Below are 17878 nucleotides of genomic sequence, written 5' to 3'. Positions count from 1 at the left end.
CTAAATGCTTTTTTCTGTGTGCCAAAGTCTCTTTTGTCCTTATTCGCTGTACCTCTTCTGATAGGGGGTTGGGGGATTTTATTTTACCCAATAGTAGGTAGAAGAGGACAAGGAGTCTCTAATATTTGTATATTTGTGCTCTATAGAAATCACAGAAAGGAGGATGTAGTATGGACGAACACAAACACATTCATCACGATTGTCACGAGCATCATCACGAGCACGCTCATGAGCATAAGCACGGCGATCACCATGGGCACCACCATGCCCTCGGGCATCATCACCACTCCGCAACGGGTAACATCAAAGTCGCTTTTTGGCTTAATATCTCCTTTGCTCTCTTCGAGCTCGTAGGCGGTTTCTTCACCTCGAGTATCGCGATTCTCTCCGATGCCTTGCACGACTTTGGGGACGCTTTGTCGCTGGGAGTTGCCTGGTATCTGCAGAAGTTGAGCGAGCGAGGGCGCGATGCTCGTTTTAGCTATGGCTATAAACGTTTTTCTCTTCTAGGTGCCCTCTTTATTTCGGTGGTACTGATTGTGGGCTCTATCTTTGTCTTGACGGCGGCAGCAAGGCGGCTGGTCGAACCCGGAGAGCCTAAGGCCGGATGGATGCTCGTTATCGCCATTGTTGGATTGGTGGTAAACGGAGTCGCGGCGCTGAGAGTGAGCAAAGGGCATTCGTTTAATGAGCGAGCCGTAATGCTTCACCTCCTAGAGGATGTATTGGGATGGGCTGCTGTCTTGATCGTCAGTGTGGTAATGGTTTTCGTTCACCTGCCGATTCTCGACCCTATTCTCTCTATTGCTATCTCTTGTTGGGTGCTGTTTAATGTGGTTCGCACCCTTATTGGTACGTTCAAAGTGTTCCTACAAGGTGTGCCCACGGACATAGATTTGCCGGCATTGGAGCAGGCTATTGCAGAAGTGCCTGAGGTCTTGTCTACCCACGATGTACACCTTTGGAGTATCGATGGCGAACTACATGTGCTTACCATCCATGTGGTATTCAATCCCGAGAGCTGCGTCTCGCCTACTGAGGTACTTGCCCTCAAGGAGCGTGTGCGTGCGATTGCCAAAGAGGCCGGAGTGCAGCACGCTACCATAGAGATGGACGCTCCGGATACCCCTTGCGGTATGGAGCATTGCTGCGATTGACGCCCGTATGATCACCCCCATAACGCCTAGTGCAACACAGCCTTTGGAGGAAGAGGAGGAGCAAGTGGGCTTCGGTTCGCACAATATATACGCTCCCAACTTTTCCCTCTTTTCGACTTTGTCTTTCTTCCCATGGCAGGAGTTCTTCGTCGCGAATGGCTTTGACGGAGAGTTCCCTGCCATTATTTATAGTGATGACCATGCGGAGCAACTGTACCAAGAGGTGATGGGGCAACTCAACCTGCTGGCACAAGAGCCCTCGCTTCACTGCACCTTGGGTCTAACCTATCAGGACGATGAGCAAAATATGGGGCAGGGATTAACCGGGTTGCTCGAGGTCGAATTAACGACCAAAACCCTGCCTGATTTCTTAACTTTTTCTGGGCAGAATGGGACCTCTATTCTCCCCTATATTTTTCAAACAATCAGCCTGTGGGTGGCGAACGAAATACGTGGTTTCGGAGAGCCTTTTCCGCTAGTTTCTGCCACGTCTCTCGCTCCGCTCGAAATATCGGACGCCCAAGGCTACCGAGCCACCTACACCCTTCGCCTACCCTCCCTCCCCTCCGAGGAGAGATAAAAAGGCCACTAGAAGGCTATCCTCTCCTCTTCTTTTGGGGATGAAATAACTCCAAAATAATTTTCTTTTTTCTATTTGTGGTTTCGATTTTGGGTGAAAATGTTTGCTCATTAGTCGGATTTATTTATATTTGTGCTACAATTGAATTTGAGAGTCTGCCTGAAAGGTGGCACTTCTCTGAGGCTGCCGACGTGCGTGGATTCTCGCTTCAAAGAAGAAATAAACAGAATAAAAGATCCTGTATTCATGGCGAGTGGTAAAAAACAATTCATTCTCCTTCTTTTGGGAGTTTTGTTGCTCTCCTCATGTGTGGACCTTGTGAGACGTCCTAAGGTCCAGAATGGACCTAAAGATCCTGCCCTCTTTGGCGAGTGGTATGATGATGGAGAACTAAAATCGCTCCTAGTAGATCCCGAGCGTTTTGAGTCATTTGTAAAAACACATACTCGGATTTCTATTGGAACGTGTTATCACCCAAATGGGGTTATGGAAGATATTAGCGTCGTATATGAGGATGGGGAGCTTTATCCTAAGTTGGTGAGGTATAAAGATGGGGTTTATTATGCCAAGGATGGGTTTATATATATGCTTGTCCCCTCCGCCAAGTGGTCTTCTGATAATGCCATAAAGGAGTCCTATGAAGTTCGTGGAGATACGCTTCGGATCGGATTTTATGAAGAGCATCCCGAGGGGCATTTGTATTCCCGTCGAAAGATTCTCCCCTCCGAGTGTCCAAAAAATCCTTTTGTGAAATAATAGAATTGTTGTCCGCTCCTAGGAAAGTGTCTATGTGGATCGGCTTTCTGACAAGGGAGATGAGGCAACGAAATAGTAGCCTCTGACATATGGTAAGAATACGGAAGAATAGAAGAAATAAACAGAATAAAAGAATATAGTTATGGCACAGAAGAAAATTAATTACGAGCTGCTCACTTGGACACTTCTCCCCTATCTTTTCATTGCCTCCTTGATTAGATCCTGGTACGAAGCCTCCGCGGAAGGAGAACCGAATCTAATGGCGATAGTGGTAGGGCTCTCCACGCTTCCTATAGTCGCATTCTTGGTGATGAGGCTCTTTGCTCTTATTGCCAAGAAAAGGAAGAAAGAGGTGATTCTCCCTCGCTGGATAGACCTGTTTTTTGTCTATCTGTTGGGCTTTGCCGGGGCGTTGACGTGCTTGTCTCATTCTACACGTGCGTTCTGGGTTGCAGTACCTGTTCTGATGCTATTTGCTTGCATTTTCATGCTTATAAAAGCTTTTGTTGCTACTAGACCCGAGCCGAAAGAGTAGCCTATTAAAAATAAGGAAGATAAAGAATCAAAAGCGATTTCTTCGTCAAGTAATAAGAATACCAAAGGAGAGTAGTAAAATAAATAGACCAAAAGAATGTAGTTATGGCACAGAAGAAAATTAATTACGAGTTGTACACTTGGACATTTGTACCCTATCTCCTTATTGCCCTCTTTATCGGTTTATGGTACAAAGACTCCGCAGAAGGTGAGCCAAACCTAATGGCAATAGTGGTGGGGCTCTCCACGATTCCTATATTCATGTTCTTGGTAGTAAGGCTCTTTGCTCTCATTGATAAGAAAAGGAAGAAAGAGGTGATTCTCCCTCGTTGGAGAGACCTGTTTTTTGTCTATGTGTTGGCCTTTGCCGGGGCGTTCGTGTGCTTGTCTTATTCCACACGTGCGTTCTGGATTGCAGTACCTGTTCTGATGGTATTTGCTTCCATTTTCATGCTTATAAAAGCCTTTATTGCTACTAGGCCCGAGCCGAAAGAGTAACCTAGTAGTATATAAATCTCTGAGGGTGCAGTGCGAGGCAAAGAGAGCCTCCCTGCACCCTTTTTCTTGCTTAAAGGGGAAGGAAAGAGAGCGGGGCTTGAATACGCATAAGTGGAGGTGTGGTTCGCCGTTTAGCATCCTAGAGGCTAAAAGCTCCCCTAGAGGGGCAAAGTTTTCCACGTAGGTTTTTCGTATCTTTGCAATAAATCAGATGAGCCTATAGCTTATGGAACAGAAAAAAATACTCTACATAGCTCAGGAGATTACCCCTTACTTAGACGAAACCCCAATGGGATCTTTTGCTCGCTTGCTCCCCCAAATCGTGCAAGAAGCAGGGGATGATGTGCGCGTTTTTATGCCTAAGTATGGAACGATTAATGAGCGTCGCCATCAGTTGCATGAGGTGATTCGTCTTTCGGGTATCAATATCATTGTCAACGATACAGACTGTCAGTTACTCATCAAGGTGGCATCGGTACCTCAAACTCGCATCCAAGTTTACTTCATAGATAACAAGGAGTTTTTCCAACGTAAGAGCCAGTTTGGGATAGAGGAAAAGTATGGCAACGACACTGCAGAGCGCTCTATATTCTTCTTCCGAGGGGTATTTGAGGCTATCAAGAGGTTGCGCTGGATCCCCGATATCATCCATTGTACGGGGTGGTTTGCCGCTCTTGCCCCCTTGTATCTGCACACGCTCTACAAAGACGACCCCGATATTGGCAAGGCTAAAGTGGTTTACACACCCTTTGATACGGAGGTGACAGGAGATATTACGGAGAAGCTTTTTGATATATTGGCGTTCGATAATCTCAAAGACGATTGGGTGGCTCCGCTACAAGGAGCCTACGACCCCGAAGCTCTCCGCCGCATTGCGATAAATTACAGCGATGGTGTGATATTGCCTGCAGAAGAGGCCGGGAAATGGACCTCTACCAAGTATGCAAAGGAGCTCGGTAAGCCTATTCTGTCGTATCCCGGTATGCAGAAAGAGCAGGCCGATGATTATCGTCAGTTCTATAATAGCCTTTTGCAGTAAGAAATATCTTATCTTAGCAGCCGAAATAGTACCCTCTCTCTGTTTCGCTCCCTCCGTTGTGAGGGAATGTGTGGTAGGGGAGTCGGTCAGTTATCTATTATATAGATGAGGATAATAAAGCAATCATTCTGGGCTGCCTTCGCAGCTTTCGCCATCGGAGCTTTTGTCTTTGCGGGTTGCAACGACAATGCCTCCAAAGTGGGTTTTACTACACAGCCGAAAGATGAAGTGCTTACGGCAAAGGCAGATACATTTCTTCTAAGTGCCCAAACGGTGGAGGTGCCGAGCATCTACTCACGCTCCACCTATACACTTTTGGGGCAGCTTAGCGATCCTCTTTTTGGGGACCTGCGTTCGTCGTATATTACGCGCTTGCGTCATGCTCCGGGCTTCAAGTTTGCACACGAGCCTGAGGGTAAGAAAATAGACTCCGTCTTAGTAGAGATTAGTTATTCTTCGTGGGCAGGCGATAGTACTTTGTGGGCAAAAGCCTCTATTTATGAGGTTACAAAGCCCCTCCCGGATAGTCACTACTCCGGAGACATTCAACCCTATCTCGAAGGGGCTAAACGTCTGGGGAGTGGGAGCTACAAGGCAGGAAATAAGGTGGGAGACCATTACATCTATATCCCTGTGGATAGGGAGATTGGTCAGCGTTTCTACGACGCCACTCTACAGCATCCCGAGTATTTCGACAATCAGAAAGCCTTTGAAGAAAACCTCTTGAGGGGGATTTATGTGGAAGCCTCTACGGGGTCGGGCTGCATGCTTAGCGTTTATAGTACGGCATTGCTTATCTACTATACTTATACAGTGAATGGCAAAACGGCAGATGGTAAGGCAGATTCTATACATCACAAGCGAGCTTCGTATCGCTTTGCCAATACCAATCAGCTCTATCTCTCGCAGCAATTCGATCATGCCAATAGAGATGAGCTCTTGAAGCCCAACAGTACATACAGTTTCATTACTTCGCCATTGGGTCTGGCAACGGAGCTTACGCTCACTACAGAAGACCTTAATAAGGTGGTGAAGTCCGGCTGGAACCAAAAGACCAAGAGGCTTTTTAATGAAGCCAAATTGACCCTCCCCGTAGATATCCCAGCCCATGGGCGTACTGTATTGCAGCCGCCGAAGTATCTTTTGCTACTACCTGCGGACTCTGTAAAGAACTTCTTCGAAACAGGGCAATCGCACCTCACACAACCCGATATTGCTTTCTTGTCGTCGGAGTACAGCGTCTTGTCTAGGGAGTACAACTTTAGTAATATCAGTAAGTTGATCACCCGACATGTTTTGAATCATAAGTCGGAGACTGCTTCTTCTATAGAAATAAAGGAACCCCTTCGCTTGTTACTTGTGCCTGTAAGCCTAGAGGGAGGGAAATCAGGATCTTCGTCCTCCAGTGTTACGGGAGTGGCGCATTACTTATTCCCTTCCGGGGTGCGTATTAAGTTAGATAAGAGCAAGATCCGTTTGGGGATTATCCATACGACCTATGAGTAAACCACCTCTTTGACGAGTCTTCCCTCGATTGCCGTTTTTGGGTGTCGATGGGAGACTCGTATTTTTGGAGGGGTATTGCTTCGCATCGAGAGATGGAGTTTGAATACAAAAGAGAGTAGCACTTGACAAAAACAAGAGATAGAGCACGATGAAAAACGTAAACCTTCGCCTCAAACTTATCGTTATGAATTTCCTCCAATTTGCCGTTTGGGGGGCTTATCTTATCTCTATGGGGCGTTATTTGGGTACGCATGGCTTGGGGGATAAAATCGGTATTTTTTATTCTATCCAAGGTATTGTCTCCATCTTTATGCCGGCACTTATGGGGATTGTTGCAGACCGCTGGATCCCTGCTCAACGCCTATTGGGGCTCTGTCATGTCATTGCCGGTGGCGCCATGATTGCCCTCTCTTATGTAGCACAATCGCTGGGGGATGCTCCTACTTTTTCTGCACTTTTCCCTCTTTATACGCTCAGTGTTGCCTTTTATATGCCTACGTTGGCTCTGAGCAACTCGGTGGCTTATTCCGGTTTGGAGCAGGCCGGCGAAGATATTGTGAAGGCATTCCCTCCCATTCGTATCTTTGGTACCATCGGTTTTATCGTGAGTATGCTCGCGGTGGACGCCCTGGGCTTTCAGGAGACGCCTCTGCAGTTCCTCCTCTCGGGCGGGATAGGGATTCTCTTTTTCCTCTATTCTTTCTTCTTGCCGCACTGCCCTACGGCTCCTCGTGGTGAGAAAAAAAGTCTGTCCGAGGCCTTCGGGCTCAAGGCTTTCACACTCTTTCGTGAGCCTAAGATGGCGCTTTTCTTCCTCTTTTCGATGCTACTTGGGATCAATTTGCAGATTACCAATGGTTTTGCCAACCCCTATCTCGGCGCCTTTGGAGAGCTGCCTGAGTATGCAGAGGCCTTTGGAGTAAAGCATTCTAACATGCTTATTTCCCTCTCTCAGATCTCCGAAACTCTTTGTATTCTACTCATCCCATTCCTTCTTCGGCGCCTCGGTATTAAGCGAGTTATGCTGATTGCCATGATTTGTTGGGTGCTTCGTTTCTCGCTCCTCGGTGCCGGGAATCCAAGCGGAGGGCTCTGGCTTTTCATCCTCAGTATGATTGTTTACGGGATGGCCTTCGACTTCTTCAACGTATCCGGCTCCCTCTTTGTCGATCGTGAGACGGATAGTAGTATGCGATCGAGCGCACAGGGCTTGTTTATACTCATGACCAACGGTATTGGAGCCACCATCGGTACGTTGGGGGCGCAGTGGGTCGTTAATTATTTTGTGGAGAGTGAGCACGATGCCGTAGCACGTCTCGAAGGGTGGGCTACCAGCTGGTATTTCTTTGCTGCCTACGCTCTTGTAATCACGATTCTTTTCTGGATATTTTTCCGCTACGAGGGCGATCGCCAAGGAGCGCAGCCCAAGAAGCTAGAACACAAATAGGAGATAACAATGAATGCTGCACTTATTTGGCTTATAGCCTCTATCCTGCTTTTTGCAGCCGAGATCATTACTCCCGGCTTTGTATTGGCTTGCTTTGGTGCCGGTGCTCTGGTGGCATGTATCCCGGCCTTGCTGGGGCTAGGGATTGTTTGGCAGGTGCTTGTCTTTGCGTTGGGTAGCTTGCTGGCACTTTTTCTGTTGCGTCCTTTGCTCCAGAGGCTATCCAAAAACAAGAAAGCCCCTACTACGGGGATGGATGCGCTTATCGGCAAAAAAGCAAGAGTGGTGCGAGTGGTTTCTTCTCGGCAAGGAGGGCGCGTTGCCATTGATGGAGACGAGTGGCCCGCGGTGGTGCTCGCCGAAGATCTAGAGATCCCCCAAGATGTTTTTGTAAAGGTGGTGAGCTACGATAGTATTGTACTTGTTGTAGAACCTTTCGAGAGTTAGTTTCATATCCTAATAAATACACACATATATGAGTAGTACGCTTATAGTAGTAGGAGCTATTTTATTGCTCGTTATTTTCTTCATCTCTAAGGGGCTTACGATTGTCCAACAGAGTGAAACGGTGATTATCGAGCGACTAGGTCGCTATCACAAAACGCTCTCTTCGGGGGTTAATATCATCATGCCTTTTATTGACAAGGCGCGCCCGATGACTTGGCGTTATACGCTACAAAGCTCTAAGGGTACTCCCGTAGTACGCTTTAGCAGCATCACCCATATCGATTTGCGAGAGACCGTATACGACTTTGCCCGTCAGAGTGTGATTACACGCGACAATGTGGTAACGGAGATCAATGCCATACTCTACTTCCAAATTGTAGATCCCATGCGAGCTATGTATGAGATTAGCAATTTGCCGGTGGCTATTGAGATGCTTACGCAGACAAGTTTGCGTAACGTTATCGGAGAAATGGACCTCGACGAGACTCTTACCAGCCGAGATACGATCAATAGTAAGTTGCGCGATATCCTTGATGAGGCCACCAACAAGTGGGGCGTTAAGGTCAATCGTGTAGAGTTGCAGGATATCAATCCTCCCCGCGACATCCGTGATGCGATGGAGAAGCAGATGCGTGCCGAGCGTGATAAGCGTGCCCAAATCCTTACGGCCGAGGGGCAAAAGGAAGCGGTTATCCGTGAGTCGGAAGGTAAGATGCAGCAGTCTATCAACCACGCCGAGGGTGCTCGCCAAGCCGAGATACTTGCTGCCGAGGCAGAAAAGCAGGCAAAGATACTCCGCGCAGAGGGAGAAGCCGAAGCCATTCGCCGTATTACGGCTGCTGTAGAATCTTCCGGAGCAGATCCCGCTCAGTACCTTATTGCGATGCGTTATCTCGAAGTTTTGGGAACGATGGGTACCAGCAAGAGCGACAAGGTTGTCTACCTCCCCTTCGAGGCTACGGGCATCCTCTCTGCCATTGGGGGTATCAAAGATATTGCCGGTGGGGTAAAAGGTCCCTTGGCTCCCCTCGTTAAGGAGGTAAAGAACGTGCCTCCTGCAACTCCTAAACCCACTACAATGCCGGTATCAGACCCACTAGATTTCTAAAAGAATAATCCATTTGCCCACCTCCGAGGTTCGTCTCCCGTTTTTTTTCTTTGGGAGACAATAGGCTCTAGGAGAGTGGGCAGCTTTTTGTACCATTCTATGCCTGATAAGGAATATCCTGTAGAGGTCTCTTTGGTCATTCCTCTCTACAACGAAGAGGAGTCGCTCCGCGAGTTGCATAGCCGCATCCGCCAGACGATGATTTCTGCTCACTACAGCTACGAAGTGATTTTTGTGGATGATGGTAGCACTGATGGCTCGTGGCGCGAGATTGAGAGCTTGGCGGCCGAATATCCCGAGGTGCGTGCGCTTCGCTTTGCTCGCAACTATGGAAAGTCTCCCGGCTTGCAATGCGGTTTTGCTCGAGCGCGCGGACGGATTGTCTGTACCCTCGATGCCGATTTGCAGGACCAACCTGAGGAGCTACCCGAGATGTGCCGCCTCATCACCGAGGAGGGATACGACTTGGTCAGTGGATGGAAGAAAAAACGCTACGACCCGGTGCTGAGCAAAAACCTCCCCAGCAAGTTGTTCAATGCCACGGCACGGCGCGTTTCGGGGATTCGCAATCTGCACGACTTCAATTGTGGGCTCAAGGCTTACCGCCACGAGGTGGTAAAAAGTATCGAGCTCTACAACGATATGCACCGCTATATCCCCTATTTGGCAAAAAATGCCGGCTTTACACGTATTACGGAGAAGCCCGTGGTGCATACGAAACGCAAGTACGGGGTATCTAAGTTCGGCTGGGATCGCTATTTCAATGGCTACCTAGACCTGCTTACCCTTTGGTTTACTTCCCGTTTCGGTCGTAAGCCCATGCACTTTTTTGGCTTCTGGGGGAGCTTGGTTTTCTTAATCGGGATGATTGCACTCATTGTGGTGCTTGTGACTAAGTTTGTAGCCCTCTCGCGGGGGATTCCGGCACCTCTGGTGACCGATAGAGTCTACTTTTACATTGCCTTGGCTGCCATGATTATTGGTACACAACTCTTCTGCGCCGGCTTTTTGGGAGAGCTGCTAAGCCGGCAATATAGTAACCGCAACGAATACAATATAAGGGAAGAAATTGGTAAGGAATGAAAGCTAATCTTTTGCGTTTTTCGCCCTTCTTGGGGCTTCTTTTACTACTGCAATTACAAGCTTGTAAGCCTTCTCGCCCTGCCTACATCAGTGAGATGGGCGAGGTCTTTCATACACTCTACCACATGAAGTACGCAGCCGACTCCTCGGCACACCTTGAGGTGGAACAGGCTTTACAGGAGCTAAATTATACCGCCAACCCTTTCGACTCCACCTCCTTGCTCTATGCCATTAACAACAACCGTACGGAGCTTGTCAACGAGGGCTTTGTGGAACTGCTGACGGCAGCTCAGGAGTATGGTCGCCTCTCGGGAGGATTTTATGATGTAACGGTGGCGCCCCTTGTTAATGCGTGGGGCTTTGGCTTTTCTCCTTCGCCATGGAAGGGCGGTGAGGTGCCGGCTTCTGCCATTGATAGTATTCTCTCCTTTGTCGGCTATGATAAGGTAACGCTCCGTGGAGATACGCTCAAGAAGGCAGACCCTAGGATGCAAATCGATTTCTCTTCCATTGCCAAAGGGATGGCTTCGGACTATGTGGCTCGTGCTCTTCGTGCTAAAGGAATCCGAGATTATATGGTGGAGATTGGGGGAGAGATTGCCTATGGCGGTGTGAATCCCGAAGGGAAACCCTGGCGCATTGGCATCAATAAACCCGTCCTCGATAGCACAGGTTTGGAGCATTACGAGGAGTATGAAATGATCATAGACCTACCGGGGGAGCGAGGCGGAGTGGCTACTTCGGGTAATTACCGTAACTTCAAAGTGCGCGAAGATGGCACTCTCTATGCCCACACTATAGACCCACACACAGGGCGACCTGCCGAGACCGATGTGCTGAGTGCCACCATCCTGCATCCCGATTGCTACCGCGCCGATGCTTTGGCCACTGCGGCTATGGCTTTGGGGGCAGAGCGTGCCGAGAAAATGCTTCGCGCTATCCCCTCCGTGGAGTACCTCCTGATTGTAGCAACCCCTCAAGGGGCAAAGGCGGCCTATGAGGTGCGTCGCAGTGCCAATTTTCCACCGGATCAACAATAATCCCTACTCAAATTTGTATCCACCGTTCGTATGAAAAATAAAAAGAATCTACTGCTCCCGATGGTAGCTCTCCTCTTGGGAGTGATCCTGCTAGGGGCTTGTTCGACAAAGAAAAAGCAAGAGATGAATCAAAAGGAATCTGGGTTACCCTCGTCTATCTACGTTGGAATGCCGGTAGAGACTGGGGATAACAATACCTCCGGGCAGGTTGTGCCGGACAGAATCGGTGCCGGACGCCCTATTGCGGCTGCCCAAGCCCCCATTGTTATTTACAAGACTCGCGGAGACTATCGAGAGTTGGTACCTATCCAGCTATCTGCTGATGGCTCCACCGTTGTTAGTTACCCCTCTCGCTACGATTTGGGGAAACCCGGGGCTTTTCTCACGCCTCTACTTCTAGATGGAGGTTACCTTGTCGATCGGCGTGGGGTGGGGCTTCATACCGCCTTCCTCAAACTCTCTTACGAAGAGTACTACGCTCTACCCAACGACCCCTCCATGGCAGAATTGCTCGATTGGGTGCTGGATAGAGAGCCTTTGACCTTCCTTGCGGTATGCGATCGCAGCTACTTTACCACCAAAAGTAAAGAGGAATTCGAACGCTATATTGCCGAGGGAATGCCCGGAGCAAACGTGCTTATTACAACGAAATAAATCCATTTCTTAACAATATGAATTGGCAAAACCATTACAAAGAACATCTTGTTTCTGCCGAAGAGGCAGTGAGCCGCTCGCTTTTTGAGGGCGCAAACGTAGTAATTGGGAGTGGGGCAGCCCATGTAGATCTCTACATCGAGGCCATGTACGCACAGCGCGAAACCATGCCCCATATCAATCTCTTCCACGTACTTTACTTCGGGAAGGCTCTCTATCTCTTGCCCGAGATGAAAGAGAAGGTACACCCCATGATCAACTTTATGGACAAGCAATCGCGTACCGCCTACAAAGAGGGCCTGCTTGACTTCTTGCCTTGTCACTTCCATGAGGTGCCGGCTCTCCTCAAAGAGGGTTTCTACCCCGTGGACGTAGCTGTAGTACAGCTCTCTCGCCCCAATGCTGAGGGCGTTTGCTCTCTGGGGGTATCGTGCGACTACTCTCGTGCTGCCGTAGATAAGGCACAGGTGGTAGTGGGGATTCTTAATAAACAGATGCCTTTCTTGGGCGGAGATACCGCAGTGCCCGTAGAGCGTCTCGATTATATTATCGAAGAAGATGCGCCTCTCGTAACAGTACCCGGGGGAGCCGTTGGCCCCGTGGAGGCTAAGATTGGGGAGTATTGCGCCTCTCTTATTGGCGATGGAGCTACCCTACAGCTCGGTATTGGGGCTATCCCCGACGCTGTACTCAATAACCTGCACGACCGCAAAGACTTGGGTATCCACACCGAGATGTTTACCGATGGGGTGATGAAACTCATGCAGAAGGGCATTATCAATGGTAAGGCAAAAACGCTCTTGCCCGGCAAGGTGGTCTCTGCCTTTACCTTTGGCTCTCAAGAGTTATACAAGTTCCTCCAAGGGAACCAAGACGTTGCCATGTATCCGGTGGATTACACCAACGACCCTTATGTTATTGGCGAAAACGATAATATCGTCTCCATCAATTCTTGTATCGAAGTGGATCTTACGGGGCAGCTCACAGCGGAGAGCATCGGCTATTCTCTATTCAGTGGATCGGGAGGGCAGGTAGACTTCCTTCGCGGAGCCAAGCGTTCTAAAGGTGGTATCAGCATTATAGCCATGCCCTCAACAGCGCGCGGAGGCGAATTGTCACGCATTGTTCCTGTCCTCAAAGAGGGCTCTGTGGTAACAACCGGTCGCAACGAAGTCGATTACATCGTAACGGAGTTTGGTATTGCGCGTTTGCGTGGTAAGACGGTGGCGGAGCGTGCTCTTGCTCTTATTTCCATAGCGCACCCCGACTTCCGTGAGGAGCTAGAAGAGGCTGCTCGTCGCATGTTCCCCTACCTCCGTAAGTAGTCGCTCTTTTCGGCTATTTAGAAAGATTTATTGGCATGGGGTAAGTAGATGGGACAATCATCTTGGTAGATATGTCCGCCCTCTCTTGCTCTCGCTGATAAGTTCTTTTCCCCATAATTTATATTCTTGATTGCCCTGCGGCAGAGGCTCCTAGTGACCCTGTCGCAGGGTTCTTTTTTCCTCCCGGGTACTAGACGTGGGGCGGTGGAGAGAGTCCCCGCCCCCTCCTGCCGTCTCCCTTTTCTTGTTAGTGTCTGGAAAAGTGTGTAAGGGTAGTATCCTAGCATGGAGTTCCTTGTCATTACTTTTCCTTTAGATATTATTTTTATTGTGCTCTCTGAGAACATCCCAATCCTTGAAAAGAGGTAGCGATCTTGCATAGGAGGTTTGGGTTTTCTCCCAGGCCACTTTTCCCATCAAAAACACTACTGTCTCGGCCGAGGGGAGTGCTCCTCGCTTCTTGAAAGTCCATTTGTCGAATCTGTTCAATCGCTCAATAAATCATCCGATGAAATTGCGGCGGATTGTTCAGATAGGAGTAATAAACCAAAATCCTATAGCAATCTTTGTCAGTTAGCAGTCTCCTTACTGACAAAAATTGCAATCAAAACATCAACGAGGAGGAATGCCAATCGGGCTTCAATTCTCGCTCTACTTTCAATCGCAGCTTCCAGGCCTACTACGGCATCTCTCCCTCGGAATACAAGGTGATCTCCAAGGAAAAGAAGATAGGGAAGCAACTCTCAAGAGGAAAAAGAGCTGAGGTGACAGCCTTTTTCTTATTTGTATTTATTTGATTTAGAACCTTTTGCAAATATGAGACACTTTTTTTCAGATATGATACATCTCCCGAATCCCTCTTTTTTAGTTTTGCACCATCATCAAAGCGAAAAAAGGATGAAGAGGGATAACCATCGGGCCCTCTATCCTATCGAAATGGATAAGACGTTCTCTTTGAGCTTTCCATACGAGAGACATCCCTTTCTTTGTTTTGAAGTGGAGTGTTTTCTGTGTGGTAATGGGTCATAGTACATATATATAAGTTTAATGTAATATAAAGTATGGTTCAAATGAAAGCGAAAGTTTTAATGACAGGCCTTTTTGCGCTTGCACTGATGGCTGTTGGCTGTAAGGGCAACAAGGAAAACGATCCCAAAGAAAACGGGACTGCTAAGGTTAGCATCGTAGTCGCCGGTAACACAGAAATGCGTACCTATGGCGATCAAACAGAAGAAAAGCACATCGAAAAGCTTACTGCTATCATCTATAAGGGTGAGATGCAAGAAGCTATCAAGGAAGGTGTTGCTGGTGCTGCTGAAGTAAAGGATATTGAGTGTACTGCCGGTCCTCGCACATTGGTGGTGCTTGCTAACGTTCCCGCTACCATGAATCTCGTGGGTAAGACTAAGACCGAACTCGAGAACATGACTTATGAGTTGGCTAATGATGCTAGTACTCATGGTAAACTTATCATGACTTCTGAGTTTACTGCCGTAACTCTTAAGGCAGGTAAGAACTACTATGGTTACGCTAATGGCTCGGGTGTTACTCCTGCTGAGTATCTCTCTGCAGGCGCTCCCCTCAAGATTAAGCGCGTACACGCTGCTATCGGCTTCGAAGGTGTAACGGTAGCCTTCAAACAAGAGTATAAGGACTATACAGTGAAGTTCGATAATGGTGCTGTTTTGGCTTTGATCGCAAAGAAGTCCTCTAAGATCTTTGGAGCAAGTCTTTACAATGCTGCAGATCAAGCATTCCTCCGTGGTGAAACAGTTGCTTCTGGTGTATTGACTCCTACCCCTCCTGCTACATATACGGACGCTGCTTGGCTTAAAATTGCTGTTAGTCATGCAGACGTTAAGGCTTCTGCTATGGGTAAGGGTTTCTATGTACTTGCAAATGAAAGCGCAACGAATCCTACGATCCTCTGCCTCAAGGGTACGCTCCTTCAAAAGGATGGTACTGCTTTGACTTCTGCTCAGATGCAACAAGCTTTTGATGCAGGATGGATTGTTTCAGCAACAGATGCTACTACCTACTATCCTGTAATCATCAATGCAACATCTAACCACTACTCTTACAACGGTGGTGATGGACAGAGAGACAAAATCGTTCGCAACACGAAGTACAATGTGATGCTAACAATTACAGGTCCTGGTACGAACAAACCCGAAGTCAAGCCCGATGAAGAGGCTAACCTCGACGTTCTATGTGAGATCGTTGATTGGGTTATCATTACTCAAAATGCTACTTGGTAAGAAAGAGATATCCTGATTACCTACGGGAGAGAGAAGAGGGGTATATGCCTCCTCTTCTCTTCCCCAACCCTTTATAAGATAGAGAGCTCCTTTGATAGCTCCCTTTATTAGTGAAACAATAGTATGCGCAACACAAAGATTTTATTACTGACTTTCTTGAGTCTCTTTTGGGGTGTGACTTTCTTGTTGACAGGTTGTATATACGATGACCTCTCAGAATGTCCCCGTCCCTTTTACCTCAAGGTGAAAGCTATTGATGCAGATAACAAGGATATAACCTCCGGCGGGGCAGTGCAGAGTGTTGTGCTATTCTTTTTCGATGAGGCGGGCAATTGCCTCCAGACCAGAGAATTGAATGCTGCGCAAATCGTTGCCAAAAAGCCCGTTTTTGTGGAGCCGAAAGGCGCGTCGAAGATAACCTGTGTAGCTTGGGGTAACCCCTCAGAAGACGATCGAAAACGATTCTCCTCAATCACTCGTTTGAGCGACCTGTATGTACGTCTTGTATCTCAAGATGGTATTGCCGAATCCCCCACAGATCTATTTGCCGGCAGCATAGAGCACGAGATAGAGTACGACCTTAATAAGAAAAATAGTACCATCACAGTAGAGATATCGCGCCGTACAGCCGAGGTTACCGTCACTGTCCTTGGGTACAAATCTTGGGCAGAACATCTTAAGACTTCTCCGCTACGCGCCTCTCAAACTATTGCAGATGCCATCATATTGGGGACTACCCCCGATACCTATATCTCCCACCAACAATTGGGAGGAGACCCCGTATCTTATCGTCCTAAGGGTATGATAGAAGGGAGTGGCGACCTAATTGTTGCTCCTTTCTGCATATTCCCAACTTTAAATGCTACTCCATTGGTGCTCGATCTTTACGCCAATGGCAAGAAGCAACTCTCCTTTACAGAGAGCAGTGATGGTAAGAAGTTCGTCCCAGAGGTAGGGCGGATGCTCAATATTCTAATTGATATGCGTTCGTCTTCACTTAATACTTTAGTGGTAGTTACCCCTTGGGATGTTGTACATCAATTTGCAACTTATTAGTCACCCCGTTGTATAGGATGCGAAAACCCATGCAAGAAACAAAATCTAAAAGATGAAACTAAATAGCCCTATAGCCTTCTTGACGGTTCTGTTGTTGTTCGTCACAGTACTGATCGCCTCTTGTGCCCGAAAGGGGGAACTTAATGTTGCCGAAGAGCAAGAAGCTACCATCAGTTTGTCGTTGCCGGAGACTCATCTTCGGGGCGGCTCCCTTTTCGCAGGAGATCAGGAGATTACCAAAGTGCGTATCCTTGTCTTCAAAGGAGAAGGGCTCGATGTACAGCAGCTTTTTACTGCCAATACAAGTGCATTCACCAATCCATTTTCTCTAGTTGCCCACGCCGGTCTTCGTAAGATATACGTTGTGGCAAACGAAAGTGAAGCCCTCGGTACACGTCTTTCGACCATCGTTTTTGAGCAAGATCTCAAGAAGGTGTTGTCGGACGAGCTGTCTGCTTCTGCTGTGTTGCCCCTTGTCTTTACAGGCGAGACTGAGGTGACCCTCCGATCCGATCAGTCTGTACAAGCTGTAGTTCCACTCCGGCGTATCGTTGCCAAGGTCACGCTTTCTCTTAAGCATCACTCCGCAGCGAGTACAGATCAAGTACAGATCCGAAAAGTGCTTATCAACCGATTGGCAAAAACGGAGCCTCTTATCCCTCGTAGCACCGTCTTTCCGTTGGGTACCCCTTGGGAATGGACCAAGGTGGAGACGATGGCACTTGTCAATAATGGTACTGAATACAAACCCTACATCAAGGAGGAGGAGCCTCTCTACGTCTACGAGAACTTAGGTTCGTCGGTAGACTCTACGGGCCGTGCTCCTATCCTTATGATCGAAGCGTTGTACAATGGCATTGCCACTAATTATTACGCTTATGTCAATGACAAAAACAGCTCTGCCGATCATCATTACTCAATAAAGCGTAACCATCACTACATGCTCAAAGGGGATATTACCAAGATGGGAGAGTCTTCTTTCTTGATGCTTACTACCGAAGTTTTGCCTTGGGATGTGGAAGAGTTAGAGCATAAAATCTTGGAGCCACAGCAGAGCAAGCTGGCCCCTAGTAGTGTATTCCCCGGCCCTAATTACACATCTAGAGAGCATCCTTTCTCTGTAACGATCCGTATTAAAGCTACAGAAGGAAGTCACTGGAAGGCTACTCTTACCAATGGTTTGGAGTTTGGTCTCCAGGGGGATACCTCGGGAGATACAAATGTAGATAGGGACTATACGGTTACGATTGTCCCTTTGAAAGTGCCTGGCAATAAGCCCCGTAAGACTGAGCTTTACTTTACAGTAGATGGTAAAGAAGTCGTGCTCAAAAAAGAGGGGGGGGTACGCCTTACCCGCATTGAGATTATACAGAAATCTAAATTTTAGCTA

17 protein-coding genes and 1 pseudogene are annotated in these 17878 nt (G+C 48.0%); all 18 read left to right on the top strand.

The genetic code is table 11. The features are described from left to right. Positions 1-170 precede the first annotated feature (170 nt). The 18 genes and pseudogenes from ACTTHR_RS03740 to ACTTHR_RS03655 all read left to right on the top strand — a co-directional run bounded on the left by ACTTHR_RS03740 (position 171) and on the right by ACTTHR_RS03655 (position 17875). Positions 171-1157: a cation diffusion facilitator family transporter gene (locus tag ACTTHR_RS03740; RefSeq protein WP_442605238.1), complete on the top strand. Its 987-nt coding sequence runs from the start codon at positions 171-173 to the stop codon at positions 1155-1157. A gap of 7 nt (positions 1158-1164) precedes the next feature. Continuing rightward, positions 1165-1737 (top strand): hypothetical protein, encoded by a 573-nt coding sequence (locus ACTTHR_RS03735; RefSeq protein ID WP_442605237.1) that lies wholly within the window; start codon positions 1165-1167, stop codon positions 1735-1737. Positions 1738-1983: 246 nt separating this feature from the next. Further along, complete coding sequence (locus ACTTHR_RS03730; protein WP_442605236.1) at positions 1984-2493, top strand: hypothetical protein; 510 nt, start codon at positions 1984-1986, stop codon at positions 2491-2493. Between the two features lie 142 nt (positions 2494-2635). Continuing rightward, the gene (locus tag ACTTHR_RS03725; RefSeq protein WP_040580425.1) at positions 2636-3028 is read left to right on the top strand and encodes a hypothetical protein; all 393 of its coding nucleotides are present in this window, start codon (positions 2636-2638) and stop codon (positions 3026-3028) included. Positions 3029-3132: 104 nt separating this feature from the next. After that, complete coding sequence (locus ACTTHR_RS03720; protein ID WP_442605235.1) at positions 3133-3525, top strand: hypothetical protein; 393 nt, start codon at positions 3133-3135, stop codon at positions 3523-3525. 226 nt (positions 3526-3751) lie between these two features. Then, positions 3752-4564, top strand: a complete 813-nt coding sequence (locus ACTTHR_RS03715) for a glycogen/starch synthase (protein WP_442605234.1) — start codon at positions 3752-3754, stop codon at positions 4562-4564. 105 nt (positions 4565-4669) lie between these two features. After that, positions 4670-6070, top strand: coding sequence for a DUF4270 domain-containing protein (locus ACTTHR_RS03710; protein WP_442605233.1), 1401 nt, complete (start codon positions 4670-4672; stop codon positions 6068-6070). A 148-nt stretch (positions 6071-6218) separates the two neighbouring features. After that, positions 6219-7517 (top strand): MFS transporter, encoded by a 1299-nt coding sequence (locus ACTTHR_RS03705; protein ID WP_304284626.1) that lies wholly within the window; start codon positions 6219-6221, stop codon positions 7515-7517. Positions 7518-7526: 9 nt separating this feature from the next. Further along, entirely contained in the window at positions 7527-7964 is a 438-nt protein-coding gene (locus ACTTHR_RS03700) for an NfeD family protein (RefSeq protein WP_304284625.1), read from the top strand. 28 nt (positions 7965-7992) lie between these two features. Next, positions 7993-9072, top strand: coding sequence for an SPFH domain-containing protein (locus ACTTHR_RS03695; protein WP_304284624.1), 1080 nt, complete (start codon positions 7993-7995; stop codon positions 9070-9072). A 99-nt stretch (positions 9073-9171) separates the two neighbouring features. Further along, entirely contained in the window at positions 9172-10155 is a 984-nt protein-coding gene (locus ACTTHR_RS03690) for a glycosyltransferase family 2 protein (RefSeq protein WP_311551728.1), read from the top strand. Continuing rightward, complete coding sequence (locus ACTTHR_RS03685; protein WP_442605232.1) at positions 10152-11195, top strand: FAD:protein FMN transferase; 1044 nt, start codon at positions 10152-10154, stop codon at positions 11193-11195. Before ACTTHR_RS03690 ends, ACTTHR_RS03685 begins: the two co-directional genes overlap by 4 nt. Before the next feature lie 30 nt (positions 11196-11225). Next, a complete protein-coding gene (locus ACTTHR_RS03680) occupies positions 11226-11849 on the top strand; it encodes a hypothetical protein (protein WP_442605231.1) in 624 nt (207 codons plus the stop codon). 17 nt (positions 11850-11866) lie between these two features. Continuing rightward, entirely contained in the window at positions 11867-13174 is a 1308-nt protein-coding gene (locus ACTTHR_RS03675; RefSeq protein ID WP_442605230.1) for an acetyl-CoA hydrolase/transferase family protein, read from the top strand. 575 nt (positions 13175-13749) lie between these two features. Then, positions 13750-13971: pseudogene (locus ACTTHR_RS03670) on the top strand (AraC family transcriptional regulator); the annotation flags it as partial. Between the two features lie 273 nt (positions 13972-14244). Then, positions 14245-15432: a fimbrial protein gene (locus ACTTHR_RS03665; RefSeq protein ID WP_442605229.1), complete on the top strand. Its 1188-nt coding sequence runs from the start codon at positions 14245-14247 to the stop codon at positions 15430-15432. A 123-nt stretch (positions 15433-15555) separates the two neighbouring features. After that, positions 15556-16488, top strand: coding sequence for a FimB/Mfa2 family fimbrial subunit (locus ACTTHR_RS03660; RefSeq protein ID WP_442605228.1), 933 nt, complete (start codon positions 15556-15558; stop codon positions 16486-16488). A gap of 52 nt (positions 16489-16540) precedes the next feature. Continuing rightward, on the top strand, positions 16541-17875 hold the full coding sequence (locus ACTTHR_RS03655; protein ID WP_442605227.1) for a FimB/Mfa2 family fimbrial subunit: 1335 nt from the start codon (positions 16541-16543) through the stop codon (positions 17873-17875). Positions 17876-17878 lie beyond the last annotated feature (3 nt).

The organism is Porphyromonas endodontalis (assembly GCF_052173515.1).
GTDB classification, from domain to species: Bacteria; Bacteroidota; Bacteroidia; order Bacteroidales; family Porphyromonadaceae; genus Porphyromonas; species Porphyromonas endodontalis_A.
The sequence above is the reverse complement of the archived record's forward strand: the minus strand, read 5'-3'. Positions and strand labels throughout refer to the sequence as shown.